At 41.7% G+C, this 20,661-nt stretch carries 19 protein-coding genes; 14 read left to right on the forward strand and 5 right to left on the reverse strand.

Annotation, left to right across the window (positions count from 1 at the left end; genetic code table 11):
- Positions 1–39 precede the first annotated feature (39 nt).
- Positions 40–1,413, reverse strand: coding sequence for a chromosomal replication initiator protein DnaA (gene dnaA / locus GT674_RS09655; protein ID WP_161285490.1), 1,374 nt, complete (start codon positions 1,411–1,413; stop codon positions 40–42).
- A gap of 575 nt (positions 1,414–1,988) precedes the next feature.
- On the opposite strand from dnaA, the gene rpmH reads away from it, so the two are divergent.
- The 12 genes from rpmH (at position 1,989) to GT674_RS09715 (ending at position 14,278) form a co-directional block, all read left to right on the forward strand.
- Positions 1,989–2,123 (forward strand): 50S ribosomal protein L34, encoded by a 135-nt coding sequence (gene rpmH / locus GT674_RS09660; RefSeq protein WP_005423866.1) that lies wholly within the window; start codon positions 1,989–1,991, stop codon positions 2,121–2,123.
- 56 nt (positions 2,124–2,179) lie between these two features.
- The gene (rnpA, locus tag GT674_RS09665) at positions 2,180–2,545 is read left to right on the forward strand and encodes a ribonuclease P protein component (protein WP_161285491.1); all 366 of its coding nucleotides are present in this window, start codon (positions 2,180–2,182) and stop codon (positions 2,543–2,545) included.
- Positions 2,526–2,735, forward strand: a complete 210-nt coding sequence (yidD, locus tag GT674_RS09670; protein ID WP_161285492.1) for a membrane protein insertion efficiency factor YidD — start codon at positions 2,526–2,528, stop codon at positions 2,733–2,735. The genes rnpA and yidD overlap by 20 nt, the downstream gene beginning before the upstream one ends.
- A 66-nt stretch (positions 2,736–2,801) precedes the next feature.
- Positions 2,802–4,061: a YidC/Oxa1 family membrane protein insertase gene (locus tag GT674_RS09675; RefSeq protein WP_173903003.1), complete on the forward strand. Its 1,260-nt coding sequence runs from the start codon at positions 2,802–2,804 to the stop codon at positions 4,059–4,061.
- 24 nt (positions 4,062–4,085) lie between these two features.
- Positions 4,086–5,027, forward strand: coding sequence for an RNA-binding cell elongation regulator Jag/EloR (gene jag, locus GT674_RS09680; protein WP_161285493.1), 942 nt, complete (start codon positions 4,086–4,088; stop codon positions 5,025–5,027).
- A gap of 131 nt (positions 5,028–5,158) precedes the next feature.
- The gene (mnmE, locus tag GT674_RS09685; protein ID WP_161285494.1) at positions 5,159–6,532 is read left to right on the forward strand and encodes a tRNA uridine-5-carboxymethylaminomethyl(34) synthesis GTPase MnmE; all 1,374 of its coding nucleotides are present in this window, start codon (positions 5,159–5,161) and stop codon (positions 6,530–6,532) included.
- A 30-nt stretch (positions 6,533–6,562) separates the two neighbouring features.
- Positions 6,563–8,452, forward strand: coding sequence for a tRNA uridine-5-carboxymethylaminomethyl(34) synthesis enzyme MnmG (mnmG, locus tag GT674_RS09690; RefSeq protein WP_161285495.1), 1,890 nt, complete (start codon positions 6,563–6,565; stop codon positions 8,450–8,452).
- A 15-nt stretch (positions 8,453–8,467) separates the two neighbouring features.
- Entirely contained in the window at positions 8,468–9,190 is a 723-nt protein-coding gene (rsmG, locus tag GT674_RS09695; protein ID WP_161285496.1) for a 16S rRNA (guanine(527)-N(7))-methyltransferase RsmG, read from the forward strand.
- A 194-nt stretch (positions 9,191–9,384) separates the two neighbouring features.
- Entirely contained in the window at positions 9,385–10,359 is a 975-nt protein-coding gene (locus GT674_RS09700) for an ABC transporter ATP-binding protein (RefSeq protein WP_161285497.1), read from the forward strand.
- Positions 10,356–11,219, forward strand: coding sequence for an ABC transporter permease (locus GT674_RS09705; RefSeq protein ID WP_161285498.1), 864 nt, complete (start codon positions 10,356–10,358; stop codon positions 11,217–11,219). Before GT674_RS09700 ends, GT674_RS09705 begins: the two co-directional genes overlap by 4 nt.
- 12 nt (positions 11,220–11,231) lie before the next feature.
- Complete coding sequence (locus GT674_RS09710) at positions 11,232–12,728, forward strand: GldG family protein (RefSeq protein WP_161285499.1); 1,497 nt, start codon at positions 11,232–11,234, stop codon at positions 12,726–12,728.
- The gene (locus tag GT674_RS09715; RefSeq protein ID WP_161285500.1) at positions 12,728–14,278 is read left to right on the forward strand and encodes a DUF4340 domain-containing protein; all 1,551 of its coding nucleotides are present in this window, start codon (positions 12,728–12,730) and stop codon (positions 14,276–14,278) included. Before GT674_RS09710 ends, GT674_RS09715 begins: the two co-directional genes overlap by 1 nt.
- Before the next feature lie 81 nt (positions 14,279–14,359).
- Here GT674_RS09715 and GT674_RS09720 read toward each other — a convergent pair whose 3' ends face one another.
- Positions 14,360–15,040 carry a hypothetical protein gene (locus tag GT674_RS09720; protein ID WP_161285501.1) on the reverse strand — a complete coding sequence of 227 codons (681 nt, stop codon included), beginning with the start codon at positions 15,038–15,040 and terminating at the stop codon, positions 14,360–14,362.
- 144 nt (positions 15,041–15,184) lie between these two features.
- On the opposite strand from GT674_RS09720, the gene GT674_RS09725 reads away from it, so the two are divergent.
- Both GT674_RS09725 and GT674_RS09730 read left to right on the forward strand, forming a co-directional pair.
- A complete protein-coding gene (locus tag GT674_RS09725; RefSeq protein ID WP_161285502.1) occupies positions 15,185–16,210 on the forward strand; it encodes a threonine aldolase family protein in 1,026 nt (341 codons plus the stop codon).
- A 63-nt stretch (positions 16,211–16,273) separates the two neighbouring features.
- On the forward strand, positions 16,274–17,227 hold the full coding sequence (locus GT674_RS09730; RefSeq protein ID WP_161285503.1) for an alpha/beta fold hydrolase: 954 nt from the start codon (positions 16,274–16,276) through the stop codon (positions 17,225–17,227).
- An 82-nt stretch (positions 17,228–17,309) separates the two neighbouring features.
- Here the strand turns inward: GT674_RS09730 and GT674_RS09735 are convergent, their stop codons facing one another.
- The 3 genes from GT674_RS09735 to GT674_RS09745 are packed head-to-tail and all read right to left on the reverse strand — an operon-like array spanning position 17,310 to position 20,544.
- Positions 17,310–18,458 (reverse strand): ABC transporter permease, encoded by a 1,149-nt coding sequence (locus GT674_RS09735; RefSeq protein WP_161285504.1) that lies wholly within the window; start codon positions 18,456–18,458, stop codon positions 17,310–17,312.
- Positions 18,445–19,566, reverse strand: coding sequence for an ABC transporter permease (locus GT674_RS09740; protein ID WP_161285505.1), 1,122 nt, complete (start codon positions 19,564–19,566; stop codon positions 18,445–18,447). The genes GT674_RS09735 and GT674_RS09740 overlap by 14 nt, the downstream gene beginning before the upstream one ends.
- 48 nt (positions 19,567–19,614) lie before the next feature.
- A complete protein-coding gene (locus GT674_RS09745) occupies positions 19,615–20,544 on the reverse strand; it encodes an ABC transporter ATP-binding protein (protein ID WP_161285506.1) in 930 nt (309 codons plus the stop codon).
- Between the last annotated feature and the right edge of the window lie 117 nt (positions 20,545–20,661).

A 20,661-nucleotide genomic window follows, 5' to 3' on the forward strand; every position in this document is an offset into this window, starting at 1 on the left:
ACCACTGTACAACTTTGAAAGTAGGTGTGGATAAGTCTCTTAACCCTGTGGATTAATTTTTTTCTTTAAGATGTCAATGGAATTTTTGAGGTTCTCATTTGTCTTTAATTCGTTTTCAATTTTTTCGATTCCGTGCATAACAGTTGTATGATCTCTGTTTCCAAGATTTTTGCCGATGGTCTTCAGTGAAGTATCAAGAATTTCGCGACAGAGGTACATGGCGATCTGTCTTGGCATAACGATTTTGGAGCTTCGTTTATTACCGCAGAGTTCTGTAACCGTTACATGATAATGTTCTGCAACAACGGAAATAATATAATCCGGAGTGATCACTTTCTGTTCATTAGGAGAAATGATATCTTTCAGTGCCTGTTCAGCAAGTTCAAGAGTTACTTCTTTTTTCTCCAGTTTGGAGCTTGCCATTACTTTGTTGAAGGCACCCTCCAGCTCACGGATGTTGGATTTTATGTTGGTTGCAATATAATTAATGACTTCTTCGCTGATATTATAGCCCTCAAGTTCTTCTTTTTTGTGAAGAATTGCCATTCGTGTCTCGTAATCAGGCAGAGTAATATCTGCAATCAGCCCCCATTCAAATCGTGAACGGAAGCGTTCTTCCAGGATTTCCATATCTTTCGGTGGTTTATCAGAAGAAATGATGATCTGTTTTTTGGCACTGTGAAGACTGTTAAATGTATGGAAAAATTCTTCCTGTGTAGATTCTTTTCCTATAATAAACTGAATGTCATCGACCAGAAGAACATCAATATTTCTGTATTTTTCACGGAATTTGGACATAGCAGAGTTATTTCCGTTTCGGATGGTTTCGATCAGTTCATTGGTGAATTCTTCGCTGGTTACATACAAAACTTTGCTGTTTTCATTGTGTTCAATAATATAATGAGCGATGGAATGCATCAAATGTGTTTTTCCAAGTCCGGCACCGCCATAGATAAAGAGCGGGTTGTAGGTATCTCCCGGAGATTCGGCAACTGCCAGAGCCGCGGCCTGAGCAAATTTGTTATTATTTCCGACAATAAAAGTGTCAAAAATATATTTTGGATTTAAATGCGCATCTTCGCAGCGGCGCTCAATATCTGACATTGCAGGTGCTGCATTATCATAAGAAGGAATATCCTTCTGTGGGGCCTCATCAGGAGAGATAAATTTGACATCGCATTCACTTATACCTGTCAGTTCACAGATGGTAACCTGGAGAAGAAGCTTATATTTTTTATTGAGAAGATTTATTAATACTACCTGTTCAGATGGGACAAGAATCGTGATGATATTGTCAGTTACATCATAGACTTCAAGTGGCTTGAGCCATGTATTGAAGGCAACATCACTTATGTTGTAGTCACGTTTGACTGTCTGAAGAATTTCATCCCATTTTTCTATAACTTTATCCATGTTTCAATCTCCTGGTTCCTTTGAATGTATATAAAATGTTAAATGGACATAAATATCCGTTTATATATTATAATAAATTTTGTGGTTAATCAATCATTATTTGTGGAAAATTATCCTTTGCAACAGAGGTAAAAGTGGAGTTTGTCCACAGGTTATCCACTTTATCCACATGTGCATAAATGGGAAAGTGTGGATAAACTCCTAAGGGTTTACATAACATCTGATAAAGATGAAAATTATGCTCCGGATATGTGTATAAGTTTATCCACAGGCAGAATAGAGTGGAATAAAGGATTTTTTTGATAAAATATGTAAAATCAAGACATTCATGAGGATAAAAAGGTGATAAAAATGTGAGTTATCCACAAGTTATCCACAAAAAGTGGATAACTTTACGTAAACCAGATGTTTACACAATGCAATGTGGGTTATTTTGAAAGTGGCGGAAATACGTAATTTTATTGGATTTTTTGTGAATTTTTGCTTGACGAACAGCGTGATAATGCATATAATTAAAACGATGTTCTATGATAATAGTATGAATAGGGATAATAGATAAAGGAGGTGCTTTACCTATGAAAATGACATTTCAGCCAAAGAAAAGATCTAGAGCGAAAGTTCATGGTTTCAGAGCTCGTATGAGCACAAAAGGCGGCCGTAAAGTATTAGCAGCCAGAAGATTAAAAGGAAGAAAGCAGTTATCAGCCTAAGATATAAGACCGCAGTTATGTGGTCTTTTCTTCTATAATAAAAGAAGGGGGATTCGATGAAATATTCAGAGTCCTTAAAGAAAAACAAAGATTTTCAGCAGGTATACAGACATGGAACATCAAAAGCAAATCGGTATCTGGTGATGTACGTACTGGATAATCAGTACATGAAGAATCGTCTGGGAATATCAGTAAGTAAAAAAGTAGGGAATAGTGTGGTTCGCCACAGACTCACCAGACTGGTAAGGGAAAGCTATCGTCTGAATGAAGAACGTTTTAACAGAAATCTTGATATTGTTGTGATTGCAAGGCCGGCAGCAAAGGGCAGAAGCTATCATGAGATAGAAAGTGCTTTTATGCATCTGGCAGGGAAACATCAGATCATAAATGAGGTTTGTGCTGATGAAGAAACTTCTTATTAAAATGATTCGTCTTTACCAGAAATATATATCACCGATGAAGAGAACAAAGTGTCCTTATATTCCCACATGTTCTCAATATGGTTTGGAAGCAATCGAAAAATATGGTGCGTTCAGGGGAGGATTACTGGCAATATGGAGAATATTACGGTGTAATCCTTTTTCTCATGGAGGATATGATCCCGTACCATAAAGGTAAATGGGACAATCGTTATGATGTTCCGTAAGATCATCCAGGAGGAACTAGAAATTGGAAAGTATGATTTTGGCTACTAAAAGTGGTACCCCGATCATCGGCCAGGTCGCAATCGTGATGGGCTGGATCATGAACGGTATCTACAAAGTGCTGGATATGGTTGGAATTCAGAACCTTGGCCTTTGTATTATTATTTTCAGTATTCTGATCTATCTTTTTATGACTCCTCTGCAGATCAAACAGCAGAAATTCTCTAAGCTGAGTGCGATCATGCAGCCGGAGATCCAGAAAATCCAGAAGAAATATCAGGGTAAAAAAGATCAGGATTCAATGATGAAGATGCAGGAGGAAACCCAGGCTGTATATCAGAAATACGGGGTATCTCCTACAGGAAGCTGTGTGCAGCTTGCAATCCAGCTCCCAATTCTGTACGCTCTGTATCAGGTAATTCAGAATATTCCTGCATATGTAAGCAGTGTATATAATGTATTCAATGGTGTTTGCACCCAGATCCTTTCTGTAAACGGATTTGCAGATATCATTAATCAGTTTATTACAGATAACAAAATGACCCGGGTAAGACAGGTCACAGACAACGCAGATTCTATCGTAGATTTTCTGTATGCTCTGTCTCCGTCTCAGTGGAAATCCTTACAGGAGATCAGCCAGTTCTCCGGATTCTCAGATCAGATCAGCAAAACTGCTTCTGAAATCCAGAAGATGCAGACCTTCGGTGTTCTGAACATTGCAGATCAGCCGCTGAGTTACATCAAAACAGGGTCTCTGCTTCTGATCATTGCAGCTCTTGCAATTCCGGTTCTGTCATGGGCAACACAGATGCTCAACCTGAAGCTTATGCCACAGGCAGCAACACAGGGCGGTGATGAGAATAATGCAATGGCAAGCTCCATGAAGACTATGAATACAGTAATGCCGCTTATGTCAGCATTTTTCTGTTTCACATTCCCTGTGGGTCTTGGTATTTACTGGATCGCAAGTGCGGTAGTAAGAAGTATTCAGCAGATTCTTATCAATCGCCATCTGAACAAGATGAACATTGATGACCTTGTAAATGAAAACATGAAGAAGATGGAAGCCAAAAGAGCAAAAGAAGGACTTCCGCCGCAGAAGATTACAAATCAGGCACATCAGAGTGTTAAGAATATCAACAAGATCGACAAGGGTATGAGTGGTTCTGATGAAGCGAAACGTGCGAAGAAAGTAGAAGAAGCTTATCAGAATGCTGCTCATGCAAAAGAAGGCAGCATTACCGCAAAAGCAAACATGGTCAGAGCTTTTGATGAGAAAAACAAAAAGAAATAAGAGAGGGAAGGTCGGGGTTTTATCATGAATGAATATATGCAGTTTTCAGCAAAAAACAAAAATGAAGCAATTACAAAAGCATGTATTGAACTGGGTGTTTCCAGTGATCAGCTTGACATTCAGGTAATCAGTGAAGGCAGTTCTGGATTTTTCGGAATTGGAAGCAAGCCTGCGATCATAAAAGCTCGTAAAGTAGAAGATCATTCAGAAGAAAAAGAACTTGAGGAAATCGTAGATTCTGTAAAGCTGGATGCTTTTAAGGACGAGCCGGAGGTGAAAAAGGCTTCACCAAAACCAGTACCGCGGGCATCTGTTAAGGCTTCTCACAATAAACCAGAAGCAAAGACAGAGAACTCCAAAGAAGAAAAACACTCCAAACCGGCCAGAGAGAAACAGCCTAAAGAAAAAATCCACAAGGAAAAACCTGTCAGAGAAACAAAACCGGCAAAAGAAAAACCAGTGAAAGTATCAAGACCGATCGAGGTCATTACAGATCCGGAGGAGATTAAAGAAATCGAAGAGAGAGCTTCTGTGTTCCTTCATGATGTATTCGCATCTATGGATCTTGGTGAGGTTGAGATCACATCTAGGTATAATACAACGGATGGATGTCTGGAAGTCGATTTTGAAGGTCAGGATATGGGAATTCTTATCGGCAAGAGAGGACAGACACTGGATTCTCTCCAGTATCTTACCAGCCTTGTTGTAAATAAAGGAAAAGCTGACTACATCAGAGTGAAGCTTGACACGGAAGATTACAGAAGACGCAGAAAAGAAACTCTGGAAAATCTGGCAAGAGGAATTGCCTATAAGGTTAAGAAAACAAGAAAACCTGTAGTTCTTGAACCAATGAATCCTTATGAGAGAAGAATTATCCATTCTGCACTTCAGGGTAATAAATTCGTAGAGACAGTAAGTGAAGGTGAAGAACCATACCGTCATGTAGTTGTCAAATTAAAAAGATAATAAATCAGCAATGAAAACAGTTCACAACTGAAATAGAAAATGTTATTCTAGGTGAAAGCATGAATAACACGCGATAGACGTGTGCTTTCTCTGGGATAACATTTTTTTTACTTTAATTACAAGGAGACAATATGGAAAAAACAATCGCTGCGATCTCAACAGCTATGAGTGCTTCCGGAATAGGAATTGTTCGTATCAGTGGAGATGAGGCAATGGACGTGATTTCCCGGATTTATCGTTCCAAAAATGGAAAGAAAAATATCAGGGAAGTGCAGAGTCATACCATTCATTATGGATTTATCTATGATGGAGAGGATGTAGTAGATGAAGTTCTGGTTATGATCATGAGAGGTCCTCATACTTATACAGGTGAGGATACCGTAGAAATAGATTGTCATGGTGGAGTCTATGCCATGAAAAAGGTTCTGGAAACAGTGCTCAAAAACGGGGCAGTGATTGCAGAACCGGGAGAATTTACAAAGAGAGCTTTCTTAAACGGAAGGCTGGATCTGTCACAGGCAGAGGCTGTCATGGATGTCATTCAGGCCAGAAATTCCATGGCTCTTAAGAGTTCTGTAGAGCAGCTTAAGGGTTCCGTACAGAGGGCTGTCAAAGAAATCAGAAGCAGACTGCTTTACCAGATCGCATATATAGAATCAGCACTGGATGATCCGGAGCATTATGATCTGGAAGGCTATCCACAGGAGCTTGCGAAGATTGTGGATAAAGAGGCCGGAGAAATCACAGATCTGTTGAAAACTGCGGATGACGGAAGAATGATCCAGGAGGGTATCAAGACGGTTATCCTCGGTAAACCGAATGCAGGAAAATCTTCTCTTTTGAACTTTCTGGTAGGAGAGGACCGTGCGATCGTCACAGAGATTGAAGGTACGACCAGAGATATCCTGGAAGAATATATTTCTCTGAATGGTATCACGCTTCGCGTGATCGATACAGCCGGAATCCGAGAGACAGAAGATATAGTAGAAAAAATCGGTGTAGGAAAAGCAAAACAGATGGCAGAGGATGCAGATCTCATTTTATATGTTGTGGATTCCTCCAGACCACTTGATGATAACGATGAAGATATCATAGAACTGCTTTCCGGAAGAAAAAGCATCGTGATCTATAACAAGACAGATCTGGAACCAGTGGTAAATATGGCAAAACTCCAGGAAAGAACGGGAAATCCGGTAATTCCTGTTTCGATAGTAGAAGAAAAAGGAATCCGCAAACTGGAAGAAGAGATCAAAAATATGTTTTTTAAGGGAGAACTCTCCTTTAATGATGAAGTATATATCACAAATGCAAGACATAAAGCTGCGCTGGAAGAGGCCAGGGAAAGCCTGAAGCTTGTCAAAAACAGCATTGATATGGGAATGGCAGAGGATTTCTTTTCCATTGATCTTATGAACGCCTATGAAAGTCTTGGCCGGATCGTGGGAGAATCCGTAGGCGAAGATCTGGTAAATGAGATTTTCAGCAAATTCTGTACAGGAAAATAAAAGCAATTGATAGAAGAAGGGAAGATAAAAATGGAGGACAGAAGACTGGAAAAAAACTGTGATATTGTTGTAGTTGGAGCCGGTCATGCAGGATGTGAGGCAGCTCTTGCCTGTGCAAGGCTGGGACTTGATACCGTCATGTTTACCGTCAGTGTGGACAGTATTGCGCTGATGCCGTGTAATCCGAATATAGGAGGCAGCTCCAAGGGACATCTGGTAAGAGAACTGGATGCACTTGGTGGAGAGATGGGTAAGAACATTGATAAGACTTTTATTCAGTCCAAAATGTTAAACCAGTCCAAGGGACCTGCGGTACATTCACTCAGGGCACAGGCAGACAAACAGGCATACAGCACAGAAATGCGTAAGACTCTGGAAAATCAGCCAAATCTTACGATCAAACAGGGAGAAGTGACAGAGCTTCTGGCAGAGGAAGGAAAGATCACAGGTGTAAAACTGTATTCAGGAGCAATCTATCATTGTCAGGCAGTGGTACTCTGTACGGGAACTTATCTTAAGGCGCGCTGTATTTATGGCGATGTCAGCAATTATACAGGCCCGAATGGTCTGCAGGCGGCAAATTATCTGACAGACTCTCTCAAAAAACTTGGAATTGAAATGTTTCGATTCAAGACCGGAACACCGGCACGAATTGCAGGAAATTCAATCGATTATTCCAAGATGGAAGAGCAGTTTGGAGATAAGAGAGTCGTACCGTTTTCTTTTTCTACAGATCCGGAAAGTGTGCAGATCGAGCAGAAATCCTGCTGGCTTACTTATACAAATGAAAGAACACATGAGATCATCCGGGCAAACCTTGACAGATCGCCATTGTATTCCGGAATGATCGAGGGAACCGGACCAAGATACTGTCCATCTATTGAGGACAAGGTTGTAAGATTTTCAGACAAAAAAAGGCATCAGGTATTTATTGAACCGGAAGGCCTTTATACAAATGAGATGTATATTGGTGGAATGTCCAGCTCTCTCCCGGAGGATGTACAGGATGAGATGTACCATTCTGTACCGGGACTTGAGAATGCAAGAATTGTCAAGAACGCTTATGCGATCGAGTATGACTGCATCAATCCAAGACAGCTTTATCCAACACTGGAATTCAAGAAGATCAAAGGACTCTTCAGCGGAGGACAGTTTAATGGAAGTTCAGGATATGAGGAGGCAGCAGCACAGGGATTGATCGCTGGAATCAATGCGGCTATGGAAGTAAAAGGACAGGAACAGCTGGTCCTTGACCGTTCGGAGGCATACATTGGTGTTCTGATCGATGACCTTGTTACCAAGGAAAACCATGAACCATATCGTATGATGACCAGCCGTGCAGAGTACCGTCTGCTTCTCAGACAGGATAATGCAGATTTACGTCTCCGCAAGAAAGGTTATCAGGTCGGTCTGATCGATGAGGAGACTTACCAGAAACTTCTGGAAAAGGAAGCTGCGATTGCAAGAGAAATCGAAAGAACAGAGCATGCGACGATCGGAGGCACCCCTGAAGTGCAGAAGCTTCTGGAGGAAAAAGGAAGTACTCTTTTGAAATCCGGAACGACAATTGCAGAGCTGATCCGAAGACCGGAGCTTAATTATGAAGATCTTGCACCAATTGACAAGGAGCGACCGTTCCTTCCATGGGATGTAAAAGAACAGGTTGAGATCAACCTGAAGTATGAAGGCTACATCAAGCGTCAGATGAAGCAGGTGGAACAGTTCAAGAAACTGGAAGCAAAGAAGATTCCGGAAGATCTGGATTATGAGAAGGTCGGAAGTCTTCGCATTGAGGCAAGGCAGAAACTGGAAGAATACCGTCCGGTATCAATAGGACAGGCATCCAGAATCTCCGGAGTATCACCTGCGGATATCTCTGTGCTTCTGGTATATCTGGAACAGTACAGACGAAATGTATAAAGAAGGAGCAGATCAATGGCATATGATTTAACCATATTGGAAGAAGGCTGTAAGGAACTGGGAATCACTCTTGATGAGAACCAGAAAAAACAGTTTACAGATTTTTATGAATATCTTGTAGAAAAAAATAAAGTCATGAACCTGACCGGAATCACAGAATTTCAGGAAGTGCTGATAAAGCACTTCCTGGACAGTCTTGCCTGCGTGAAGGCTGTAGACATGAGCCGGATAAAAAGAATCATGGATATTGGAACTGGTGCAGGATTCCCTGGTGTTCCTCTCAAAATCGCATTTCCACATCTGGAGGCCTGCCTTCTGGATTCTCTCAAAAAAAGAGTCAACTTTCTCGAAGAAACTTTTCAGATGCTGAAGCTGGAAAATATTACAGCAATTCACGGCAGAGCCGAAGAATATGCGAAGAACAAACAGTACAGAGAGACATATGATCTCTGTGTGTCCCGTGCGGTTTCAAATCTGGCAACTCTGTCAGAATATTGCCTTCCGTATGTAAAGACAGGCGGTTATTTTATTTCCTATAAATCAGGCACTGTACAGGAAGAAGTAGAACAGGCACAGAAAGCAGTCAAAATCCTCGGAGGAAAGATTCAGGATGTTGTGTATTTCCAGCTTCCTGATTCAGAAATCCAGCGTTCTCTTGTGGTAATAGAGAAGATCAAAGCAACACCAGGTCGTTATCCGCGCAAAGCAGGGACTCCGCTGAAAGAACCCCTGTCATAATTTATCGCAATTTATCGCAGCTATTTTCACAAAATCATCACACATTTATCCTATTTTTATCACAACTTTCTCATAGAATATTCCAAGGAACGGACATAAGAATCGTTCCTCAGATAAAAGATGTTTCCGGGTACCCCCTATCTCTGTTTCACCCGGAAACATTTTCTGTTTATGATGAAAAGGAGGAGAATTTTGTGATTGAAGTAAACAATCTGGTCAAACGCTATGGAGACCATACGGCAGTCGACCACCTTTCTTTTAAGATAGAGAAGGGAAAAATCTACGGCTTTCTCGGGCCGAACGGAGCCGGTAAATCAACGACTATGAATATGATCACCGGTTATATAGCATCTACGGAAGGAACAGTGACCATCGATGGTCATGATATACTGGAAGAGCCGGAACAGGCAAAGAAGTGTATTGGTTATCTGCCGGAAATGCCACCTCTTTATTTCGATATGACAGTGCTGGAATATATGAATTTCGTCGCTGATCTCAAAAAAATTCCAAAAGACAAAAAGAAATCCATGGTTGAAGAAGTCATGGAAATGGTCAAAATTTCAGATATGAGAAATCGTCTGATCAAAAATCTGTCCAAAGGTTACAGACAGAGAGTAGGACTTGCACAGGCAATCCTTGGATATCCGGAAGTCATCATTCTTGATGAACCGACAGTAGGACTTGATCCGAAACAGATCATAGAAATCCGTGATCTGATCAAAAGCCTCAAGAAGAAACATACAGTCATCCTGAGTTCGCATATTCTTTCAGAAGTAAGTGCGGTCTGCGATTACGTGCTGATTATTTCTCACGGCAGGCTGGTTGCAAGTGATACACCGGACAACCTTGGAAAACTTGCACAGGGTTCCAACAATCTTTCACTTCTTGTAAGAGGAGACCGGGACAAAATCCGTATTCTTCTTGGAGAAATTCCGGGAGTTAAAGAAATTTCCATTACTGCCGACAAGGATCAGGATGGCTGGGCAGTGAAACTCTCCACAGAAGAAAATACAGATATCCGTGAAGATGTTTTCTTTAAGATGGCAGAGAACCATTATCCAATTCTGGAAATGCAGTCCAGAAAAGTATCACTGGAAGAGATTTTCCTGGAGCTGACCGAAGATACGAAGAAGCCTGAGGCTACAGAGAAAGAGGGGGAAGATAAATGACAGCAGTATATAAGAGAGAACTGAGAAGTTATCTCACATCTATGGTAGGATATTTATTTATCTTTTTTATCCTGCTTCTTACAGGTATTTATTTTTCAGCATATCAGTTAGGGGCAGCATATCCCAAATTTGAATATACACTGAGTGCACTGACCTTTGTATTTCTGATCAGTGTTCCGATCCTGACAATGAGAGTTCTGGCAGAAGAAAGGAAACAGAAAACAGATCAGCTGCTTCTGACAGCGCCGGTTTCCGTTGGACAGATTGTTTTTGGCAAATATCTTGCACTGGTAACAATCTTTGCGATTCCGATGCTTATTATGTGTTTTTACCCACTGTTGATGTCAAAATTCGGAACTGTATCTTTTGCAGGAGCATACACAGGTATTCTGGGATTTTTCCTTCTGGGCTGTGCAAACCTTGCACTTGGTGTGTTTGTATCTTCTCTGACTGAGAGCCAGGTAATTGCGGCAGTTCTTACCTTTGTATTTTTGTTTGCATTTTATATGATGAATGGAATCTCCTCATTCTTTTCAGAGGGAGCATTGTCTACGTGTATTACATTTGGACTTCTGATTTTTGCAGCAGCACTTATCATATACACAATGATCAAGAACCTTCTGATTTCCGCAGTTGTGTGTGTGGTCGGAGAGATCATTCTTGCAGTTGTGTATATCGTAAATTCTTCCTTTTTCTCGGGAGGAATTCAGAAGGTACTGAATATTGTCAATCTTAGCAGCCATTTTGATAATTTTGCCAATTCAATCTTTGACATAAAGGGAATTTTATATTTCCTGTCTGTGATCGCAGTTTGTCTTTTCCTGACTGTACAGTCTGTTGCGAAAAGACGTTGGAATTAAGGAGGCTGGAAGATGAAACTGAAGGAAAAGTTTAACAAAAAAGACGGGCAGAACAAGAAAGAAAAGAAGCCGTTAAAACAGAGGATCCGAGAATCCACGAATGGAAAATATCTCAGAAACGGTTCCTACAGCGTTATGATCAGTGCGATTTTTATTGTGATCGTGATCGTGATCAACATGATCGTAGGATCTCTGCCATCCAAATACACAGAATTTGATGTAAGTTCACAGAAGCTGTACAGCATCGGTGATGAGACGAAATCATACCTTAAGAAACTGGATAAGGACATCACGATCTATCAGGTTGTCCAGAGTGGTTCCGAGGACGAAACCTTAAAGAAGCTTCTGGAGAAATATGCAGAGGAATCTTCACACATCAAGGTTGAGACCAAAGACCCGGTTGTAAATCCGAAGTTTACATCTCAGTATACGAATGATGAAGTGTCCGCAAACAGTCTGATCGTTGTATGTGGTGACAGAAGCAAGGTAGTATCTTACGACACTATTTATCAGTCTTCCATGGACTATAATACCTACAGCTATACAACAACAGGATTTGACGGTGAAGGACAGATTGACAGTGCGATCTCCTATGTAACCTCCGAAAACCTTCCGATCCTGTATACGCTTGACGGACACGGTGAGAAAGAACTTGATTCTACATTAAAAGAAGATATCGAGAAGGCAAACATCGATATTCAGTCGCTGAACCTTCTGACAGAAGAGAAAGTACCGGAGGATGCGGCCTGCCTTCTGATCAATGCTCCGACAAGCGATATTTCCGAAACAGAAAAAGATGCGGTCATTGAGTATCTGGAGAATGGCGGAAAGGCAATGATCTTCTCTGATTATACAGAAGAAGGCATGACAAACTTTGATGCCATACTTGCAAATTGCGGAGTACAGAGAACAGAGGGAGTCGTGGTAGAGGGCGATTCACAGCATTATGCACAGATGCCATATTACCTGGTTCCTACAGTCAACAGTACAGATGCGATTACAGATTTTGCTTCCAAGGGATATTATGTGCTGATGCCTACAGCACAGGGTATCCAGAAAACAGATGATGTGAGAGATACGGTAACGATAGAGAGCCTTCTTACTACATCAGACAGTGCATATTCCAAGGTAGATGTAAACAGTGGAAGCATTGAAAAAACAGATGATGATATCGAGGGACCATTTGATCTTGGTGTAAGCATCACAGAAACTCTGGATAATGATAAAGAAACACAGATTGTTTATTATTCTTCTTCCAGCCTGATGGACAGCCAGATCAATCAGATGGTATCCGGTGGAAATGAGCAGATGATCATGGAATCCTTAAGCTGGATGTGCAGTTCCGATGAGACTTCTACGATCTCTGTTCCGGCAAAGGATCTCCAGGTTTCCTATCTGACCCTTACAGCATATGATACAAGCTTCTGGAAGATTGTTATCATGGGACTGATCCCACTTGCATTCCTGGTAATTGGCTTTGGAGTATGGCTGAAAAGGAGAAAGGCATAATGAAGAAAAAAACAGTAAAACTTGTCTCTGCCGTGGTTGTACTTGGTGTGGTATCCGGTGCTTATGTGGGAGTGAATTCCTATGTTTCCTCTCAGGAGAAAAAAGAATCCGAGGCAGAGGATACAAGTGTTGAACTGACCAGTCTGGATACGGATAACATAACTTCCGTTGCATTTACAGCGGGACAGGATAAGGTGGAATTTGACAAAAAAGACGACACCTGGTCAGAAAAAGGGGATGCTGATTTTCCGGTAGATCAGGATACGTTAAACACTGCAGTGGGAGGGGTTGCATCCCTCTCTGCTGCACAGGAAATCTCAGATGTAGAAGATTTAAGTGAATATGATCTGGATTCTCCGCAGAATGAGATTACACTTACGACAGACGATGGAGATACCGTACTTCAAATAGGTATGGAAAACGAATCTACCAGCCAGTATTATGTCAGGAAAAGCGATGACGATAAGAAGGTATATCTGGTAGACAGTTCCGCAGTAGGGCCGTTCATGGGAACTCTGTATGACTTTGCAGAGAGCGGAACATTCCCATCTGTAACTTCCTCAACGATCACAGAGGTTAAAGTTGATAAAGAAGATGGCTATGAACTGACCCAGGATCCGGATAATCTCTTCTGGAATGTGTCAGACGGAAAGACATCCGAAAAAGCAGATACCGATAAGGCCGGAACGGTGACATCAGCAATCGGTTCACTGGCATATGACAGCTTTGTGGATTATAACTGCACAGATGATTCCAAATATGGATTTGATGATCCGTATGCAGTGATCACAGCGAAATATACGGAAGAAGAAACCGTAGAAGATGATTCTGAAGATACATCAGAAACTACAAATGAAACCAATACAGATTCCGAAGATGAAAGCTCAGCAGACAGCGATGCAAAGAAAGATTCTTCTGACACAGAGGATGATTCCGAGGAAGCAGAGACTAAGACTGTTGAGAAAGAAATCACCATCTGTGTGGGTAATGAGACTGGAAGTGACCGTTACGTAAAAGTAGATGACAGCAAAGAAGTATACACGATCACAGAAGATTCCCTGACAGATATCCTGGACAGCACAGCCTCTGATTTTTACAGTTTATCTGTGAATTATCTTTCTGTAAACAATCTGGATTCCCTGGAAATAAAAACTCCGGACGGTGATCATAAAGTAACAGTAACAAGAGAAACGACCAAAGACAGCGATGATGAAGATGCAGAGGAAACCACAACCGTTACCTATAAACTGGATGACGCAGATCTGGATGAAACAACATTTACGACCTTCTACAATAAACTCATCAATATGACTGCCCAGCAGCGTCTTACCGAAGACTATACTCCGGAAGATGATCCTGCATATACCTTCGTATTTAAAGATACAGACGATAATGAAATAACCGCAGAATACTACGAATACGATACCAACTTCTATGCAGCAGTTGTCGGAGATAAGGTCTATCTGGTAAATAAAATGAATGTCCGTGATATGGATGAGGCATATCAGGATGTGATGGGAAAAGATAAAGAAACAGCCTCAGAAGAATAAAAGGAACTGTTCACAGTAACGAATAAAAACCAGCCCGGATCGATAGCAATTTATCGATCCGGGCTGGTTTTGCGTGGGTGCTTAATAAACTTTACTAAAGGACCATTTACTGAAAGGACCATATACTTTCTTTTTGCCTACCAGTTTGTAGGCTCTTATTCTCATTCCGATTTTATCAAAAGAAGAAAAACTTTCACCAAATTTTGTCTGCTTTGTAAATTTTGAATAGGTAAGGACATTTCCATATTCATATCCGCGAATCTGCACCTGATATCCGTGAGCTCCTCTGATTTTGTTCCAGGTGGTTCCGTAAGTTACTCCATTCGCTCCGGTGGCACTGAGATTTTTCCAGAAACGTACGCCTGTCTGAACTGGTGCCTTTAGACCATTGTTGGAAACTGCTCTTCTGACACAGTTAAGGCAATTGCTGGCTTTGCTGTAAATCCGTTTTTTACCATACTGACGAAAAGCCTTCACAGAATAGGTATAGCGGGCACCTGCTTTGGCTTTTTTGTCCCGGTAAGCGAGACTTTTGTTTCCCTTTACACCGGCAATATATTTATTGTTTCGATAGATTACATAGCCAGAAGCATTTGAAATCCGTGTCCAGTTGAGAGATATTCCGCTGCTGGTATTTTGGGCACTCTTTAACCGGGGAGCAGAAACCCTGACTGCAGCCTGTGAAGTGACCGGAATACAAAGAACCATCATACAGACTGCAATAAGAACTGCAAATAATTTTCTGGAAAATTTCTTTTTCATAGATTTTATTCCTCCTTGATATTGATAACTGTATTGTATCTTTTTTTTCATGATTATACAATAGAGAATATTGTGTTTACTGGTAGCATAAAAGCGTGTGCAGTGATAAAATAAACTTGAGTCTACATAAGAAAGGAACAGGAAATGTTATATTTTATAAATGATTATTCAGAGGGTGCCCACGAAAAAGTTCTTCAGCACCTGATTGACACCAATATGGAGCAGCTTGCCGGTTATGGCATGGATCACTACTGCGAGTCAGCCAAGGAGAAGATTAAGAAGGCCTGCGGCTGTGAGGACGCAGAAGTCTTTCTGCTGACAGGAGGAACACAGACCAATCAGATTGTCATTGACACACTTCTGCAGCCATATGAGGGCGTTGTAGCGGCTCAGACAGGACATGTCAGTACACATGAGGCCGGTGCAATCGAATTTACCGGACATAAAGTTCTGGAGCTTCCACAGAAGGATGGCAAGATCTGTGCAGCAGATCTTCAGAAACTGGCAGAGAGATTTTATGGAGATGAGAATCACGAGCATATGGTTTTCCCGGGGATGGTCTATATTTCTCATCCGACAGAGTATGGAACTCTGTATTCCAGAAAAGAACTGGAAGAGTTGTCAGCCGTATGCAGAGAATACAAAATGCCCCTGTACCTTGACGGTGCAAGACTGATCTATGGAATTGCCGCGGCAGAAACAGATGTGACATTACAGGATATTGCAGAACTCTGCGATGTATTTTATATTGGTGGGACCAAGGCAGGCGCACTCTGCGGTGAGGCAGTTGTATTCACGGGAGACAGCATGCCGAAGCATTTTCTTACAAGAGTAAAGCAGCATGGAGCACTGCTTGCCAAAGGAAGGCTTGTGGGAGTGCAGTTTGATGCACTTTTTACCGATGAGCTTTATAAAGAAATCGGCAGAAACGCGATCGAAACGGCAGCAGTTCTGAAAAAAGGTCTACAGGAAAAAGGATATAGATTTCTTTTGGAGTCTCCAACAAATCAGCAGTTTATTATCCTTGAGGATACACGGTTGGAGGAACTTCGAAAGGATGTGCAGTTCAGCTTCTGGGAAAAAACAGATGCTTCTCATACAGCAGTCAGATTTGCCACAAGCTGGGCAACCAGAATGGAAGATGTACAGAAACTTCTTTGTCTGTTATAGATTGTAAAACCTTTTTGTTTGTCGTATAATAAGGCTACTCAGACATGAAAAGGGAGGTAAAACATGAATAGACACGGTAAACGACTGATAACTCTCGCAGCACTGGCAACAACGACAACAGCTATCATCCACATTGCAAACAAAGTGGTTGCGGCATCAGCAGGTCTGAAGGAAATGCTTGATACAAATGGCAAAAATTATTACCATTGGCGTTTTGGTGATATCTATTATACAAGAAAAGGCAAAGGAAGCCCGATCCTTCTGATCCATGATATGCTTCCAGGCGGTTCCGGATATGAATGGAGCAGGATAGAGGATGATCTTGCATTGGAGCATACCGTGTATAATATAGACCTTCCAGGATGTGGACGTTCCGAGAAACCAGGTATGACTTACACAAATTATGTATATGTTCAGAGCATCTGCGATTTCATCAAAAATGTGATCGGAGAGAAAACCGATGTGATCGTCAGCGGTTATTCAGGATCCTTTGTTATTATGGCATGCCGCAATGAAGAAAAACTGTTCAACAAGATCATGATGATCAATCCGGTCAGTCCGGGAGTCCTGAAACAGATGCCGACAAAGAAAGATAAAATTTTCCGCAAGTGTCTGGAAGTTCCGGTATTTGGTACTCTGGTTTACCATATGGTTGTGTCCAGAGCCGCGATCAATAACGAGTTTATTGAGAACTTTGCCTTTGATCCATTCCACCCGCTTCGCGATCTTCAGGACGCTTATTATGAGGCTGCCCACAAAGGCGGATGTTATGCAAAGAATGTATATGCAAACAAAATATCAAAATACATGGATATCGATATCACCCGTGCACTGAAAGAGATTGATAACAGTCTTTATATTGTAGAGGGTGAAGCAGAGAACAATGGAGAAGCGACAGTAGAAGCTTATCAGAATATTAACCCGTCTGTGGAAACAGTTACTCTTAACGAAACAAAACATTTTCCACAGGTAGAGGATCCGGAACATTTTCTGGAACAGGTTGGAATTTTCTTTTAATGCACAAGCCCTGTAGCTGACTGAACAGTTGATAAACAAGTTCAGCCGGCCACGGGGCTTTCTTTCAATTGAGGAGAAAATATCAGCTCTGCTGTTTATACTTCGAAATCGCCAGAATCATAAACACAAAGGCAGCAATAAACATAGCTTCGATTCCCATGGATTTCCAGATTTCTTCTGCAACAGGTACGGGCAGGGTTTTGTATTGTGCAAGTGTTTCATTTATAGATTCATACCAGTAGACCGGCAGAAACTGAGCAATCTTAAGGACGCTTTTGTTCATAATACTCATCGGGACAAATGTTCCGCACAGAAAGCACATTCCCAGTGAAAGCAGGTTGGAGATTCCATTCAGCATATTGCTGTTTTTGACAAAAATCCCCACAAGATAGGAGAGTGAAAGGGCAATACCAAGCATCAGTGCCGTATTCAGAACATAGTATCCAATCAGAGGAGAAGTAAGGAACTCCTTACCAAAAAGGACACAGACACCTGCGACTGAGATCAGCCAGAGTACAGCTCCGAGCATAAACATTGCGAGCAGTCCTTCCATATTTTGACGACGCAGCGAGACTGCTGAGGCGCGCATTCGTTTCAGGATATCTTCTTTCTGAAAAGCCAGGAGAACATACCCCATGGAATAACTGAGCACAGCAAGAAACAGATAAGGAACATAGCGGAAATAGTAAATATAAGGTGGTGTTTCAAGATTATTTTCCGTACCTTTGTACATAGTTACTTCCGAGGCAGGCAATTCCATGGATGCATCCATGGCTTCCTTAAGGGAAAAACCTGCGGCTGTATAAGTACGTATGGAATTGATCCATGTACTGATCTGCTGATCTACGTAAAAAGAGGTATAAGAACCAGGGACTTTGGTGACGGAGAGAGGTTCTTCCTCTTCAATACATGTCTGGTAAAAATTCTCCGGGATCTGCACGATATAAGATGTATTTCTGTAAAAAAGCTCCTCCTGCATAACGGATGGTTCACTGGAGATTTCAGATACATTGTGGATAGTACTGAGGTATCTGATAAGACCCCGGGAAAGTTCGCTCTGATCCCTGTCTGCGACGGCAACATTGATCCGTGTTTTTTCAAAAGTACCGAGATGCTCTTTGCGGGCAGAAGCCTGAAGTGCGATGGCAATTGCAAAAAAGATCACCAGATATATCAGAAGCATTCCGAGATTTTTCTTTAAAATTTTTAAGTATCCTTTAAATACTGTCATAACGTTCCCTCCGGATAAGCAAGAATGAAGCAAGAACGAGCGCGGCACTCATGACGATTAGTGTGATCAGATTTCTGTAATAGCGTGAGGCATCGTCATATACATTAATACAGTAAAGAGCATCGGAGATCAGTGCAGCAGGATTGAACCTGTTGATGATCGGAGCGTGTTTTTCTACAGTGTCTTTCATAGAGCCGTTCATAAGTCCTGACAAAAAACAGCAGGACATGGAGATTGCGAGCATGATTCCGATCTTGATGCTTTCATTCAGTCTGCTAAGACTTCCGATAAACAATCCTATAGATACACCGATCAGGCTTCCGAACAGAGAAATAATCAACATTTTGCCGAACTGTCCCTGAAAATCCAGGTTCAGGATATTTCGCAGATACAGAAGCAGAACGATCACATCTGCGTACCCCAGCAGAAAAGAGGCAATCTGTTCTGAAAGGATCAGTTTCAGCTTGTGGGTAGGCGTGATGCAGCGACGTGCCGCCAGAGCCGTTAAATTGGCCTGTAAAGTGATCGCAGAGCCAAAGCCGATAAAACATCCATAAAGACATCCCATTGCGACCAGAGCGTAAAAAAACTGCGAATTCCCATCTATTGTTTTGCCGCCGAGAGAGACTTCCCGGACAAGGTCTTTTGTATCTGACATCTGCCGGAGAGCGGAGAGAAGTCCGGAAGGATGTTTTTTCAGGATGGTCTGCAGCGTATGCAGATTGTTTTCATAACTTTCCAGGACGGATTGTAGAATGCTCTCAGGAATTCCCTGTCCATTGAGTGTAAGGCCTGGGATAGCCTGTTCATAGTAGATGCCGGAGATCTTTTTCTGACTTAATGCGTCAAGCGCATCCTTTTCACTCATTTCATGAAGAGCGATCAGTTCAGAATCTCCGCTTTGAACCTGATCAAGGAAAAAAACAAATACAGGATTAGCAGACTCTTTTACAAGCGCGACCTGCACGGTTTCAAAGTCCGCATCATTCAGATTTCCAAAGGCAAAAAAGAAAAAAGTAGCCATGATCAGCGGAAAAACAAGCGGCCAGAAGACCATATTAAAATTTCGCAGCTTGATCAGAAGATTATATTTTATTAAATGCAGCATAGAAAAGATCCTTTCTTAAAAATATACATAATAATGCATAATTATACATCAATCACGAAGCTGTTTTCCCGTTATTTCAAGAAATACATCATTCAGTGTAGGAAGTTCAGAGAAAACCCTGCCAAATGTGAGATTCTGGCTCTGGAGGTAATTCAGAATCCGGATCAGGTTATGCTGTGCACCGGTGCAGCGAAGAGTGAGGATCTGATCTTCATAATGTACATCAAATACATGGGGAAGATTTCGGATATCCTGAAGTTGCTTTTCGGTCAGAAGAAGAGCTTCGACGGTGATCGTTTCGCCGGTTTTGATCATTTTCTTTAATTCTTCAGTGGTTCCGGATGCGATGACGCGTCCGTGATCCATGATCGCGATTCGTGTACAGATCTGTTCGACCTCTTCCATATAGTGTGAAGTGTAGATGATCGTGGAACCCTGGCGGTTTAATTCCTGAATGCCCTCCAGGATTTTATTGCGGCTTTGCGGATCTACGGCGACAGTAGGCTCATCGAGGATGATAAGCCGTGGTTTGTGAGCGATTCCACAGGCAATATTGAGCCTTCTGAGAAGACCGCCGGAAAGCTTTTGAGGTCGTGTTTTGCGGTAGTCCTCCAGTCCGACAAACCGGATGGCTTCTTCGACAAGTTCCTTTCGCCGATTTTTGTCATGTATGTACAGACCGCAGAAATAATCGATATTTTCAGATACAGTCAGCTCATCAAAAACCGCTACATTCTGCAGTACGATACCAATCTGCTGCTTGACTTCGTAGTTGTCAGGCGTCATTTTCTGTCCGAAGATCTCGATGTCGCCCTTATCATATTTCAGCAGAGAAAGGAGACAGTTGATCGCAGTTGTTTTGCCGGAACCGTTCGGACCAAGAAGACCGAAGATCTCTCCTTCTTTGATATCCAGACTGAGATGGTTCAGAGCAACCAGATCGCCATAGCGTTTTACAAGATTTTCTATATGAATCATAATAGTTCCTCCGGTTTCATATAATTTGAGGTTATAAAATCATTATAAAAGAAATCAGAAAGAATACCAAGTGCGTGATGTCACCAAAGAGACGTGACATTTGTCACTTTGTATGTA

This window comes from Blautia sp. BIOML-A1, from assembly GCF_009883055.1.
GTDB lineage: Bacteria > Bacillota > Clostridia > Lachnospirales > Lachnospiraceae > Blautia_A.

Coding starts and splice junctions, on each gene's coding strand:
- dnaA (WP_161285490.1), bottom strand. CDS start 1,413: ATGGATAAAGTTATAGAAAAATGGGATGAAATTCTTCAGACAGTCAAA.
- rpmH (WP_005423866.1), top strand. CDS start 1,989: ATGAAAATGACATTTCAGCCAAAGAAAAGATCTAGAGCGAAAGTTCAT.
- rnpA (WP_161285491.1), top strand. CDS start 2,180: ATGAAATATTCAGAGTCCTTAAAGAAAAACAAAGATTTTCAGCAGGTA.
- yidD (WP_161285492.1), top strand. CDS start 2,526: ATGAAGAAACTTCTTATTAAAATGATTCGTCTTTACCAGAAATATATA.
- GT674_RS09675 (WP_173903003.1), top strand. CDS start 2,802: ATGATTTTGGCTACTAAAAGTGGTACCCCGATCATCGGCCAGGTCGCA.
- jag (WP_161285493.1), top strand. CDS start 4,086: ATGAATGAATATATGCAGTTTTCAGCAAAAAACAAAAATGAAGCAATT.
- mnmE (WP_161285494.1), top strand. CDS start 5,159: ATGGAAAAAACAATCGCTGCGATCTCAACAGCTATGAGTGCTTCCGGA.
- mnmG (WP_161285495.1), top strand. CDS start 6,563: ATGGAGGACAGAAGACTGGAAAAAAACTGTGATATTGTTGTAGTTGGA.
- rsmG (WP_161285496.1), top strand. CDS start 8,468: ATGGCATATGATTTAACCATATTGGAAGAAGGCTGTAAGGAACTGGGA.
- GT674_RS09705 (WP_161285498.1), top strand. CDS start 10,356: ATGACAGCAGTATATAAGAGAGAACTGAGAAGTTATCTCACATCTATG.
- GT674_RS09710 (WP_161285499.1), top strand. CDS start 11,232: ATGAAACTGAAGGAAAAGTTTAACAAAAAAGACGGGCAGAACAAGAAA.
- GT674_RS09715 (WP_161285500.1), top strand. CDS start 12,728: ATGAAGAAAAAAACAGTAAAACTTGTCTCTGCCGTGGTTGTACTTGGT.
- GT674_RS09720 (WP_161285501.1), bottom strand. CDS start 15,040: ATGAAAAAGAAATTTTCCAGAAAATTATTTGCAGTTCTTATTGCAGTC.
- GT674_RS09725 (WP_161285502.1), top strand. CDS start 15,185: ATGTTATATTTTATAAATGATTATTCAGAGGGTGCCCACGAAAAAGTT.
- GT674_RS09730 (WP_161285503.1), top strand. CDS start 16,274: ATGAATAGACACGGTAAACGACTGATAACTCTCGCAGCACTGGCAACA.
- GT674_RS09735 (WP_161285504.1), bottom strand. CDS start 18,458: ATGACAGTATTTAAAGGATACTTAAAAATTTTAAAGAAAAATCTCGGA.
- GT674_RS09740 (WP_161285505.1), bottom strand. CDS start 19,566: ATGCTGCATTTAATAAAATATAATCTTCTGATCAAGCTGCGAAATTTT.
- GT674_RS09745 (WP_161285506.1), bottom strand. CDS start 20,544: ATGATTCATATAGAAAATCTTGTAAAACGCTATGGCGATCTGGTTGCT.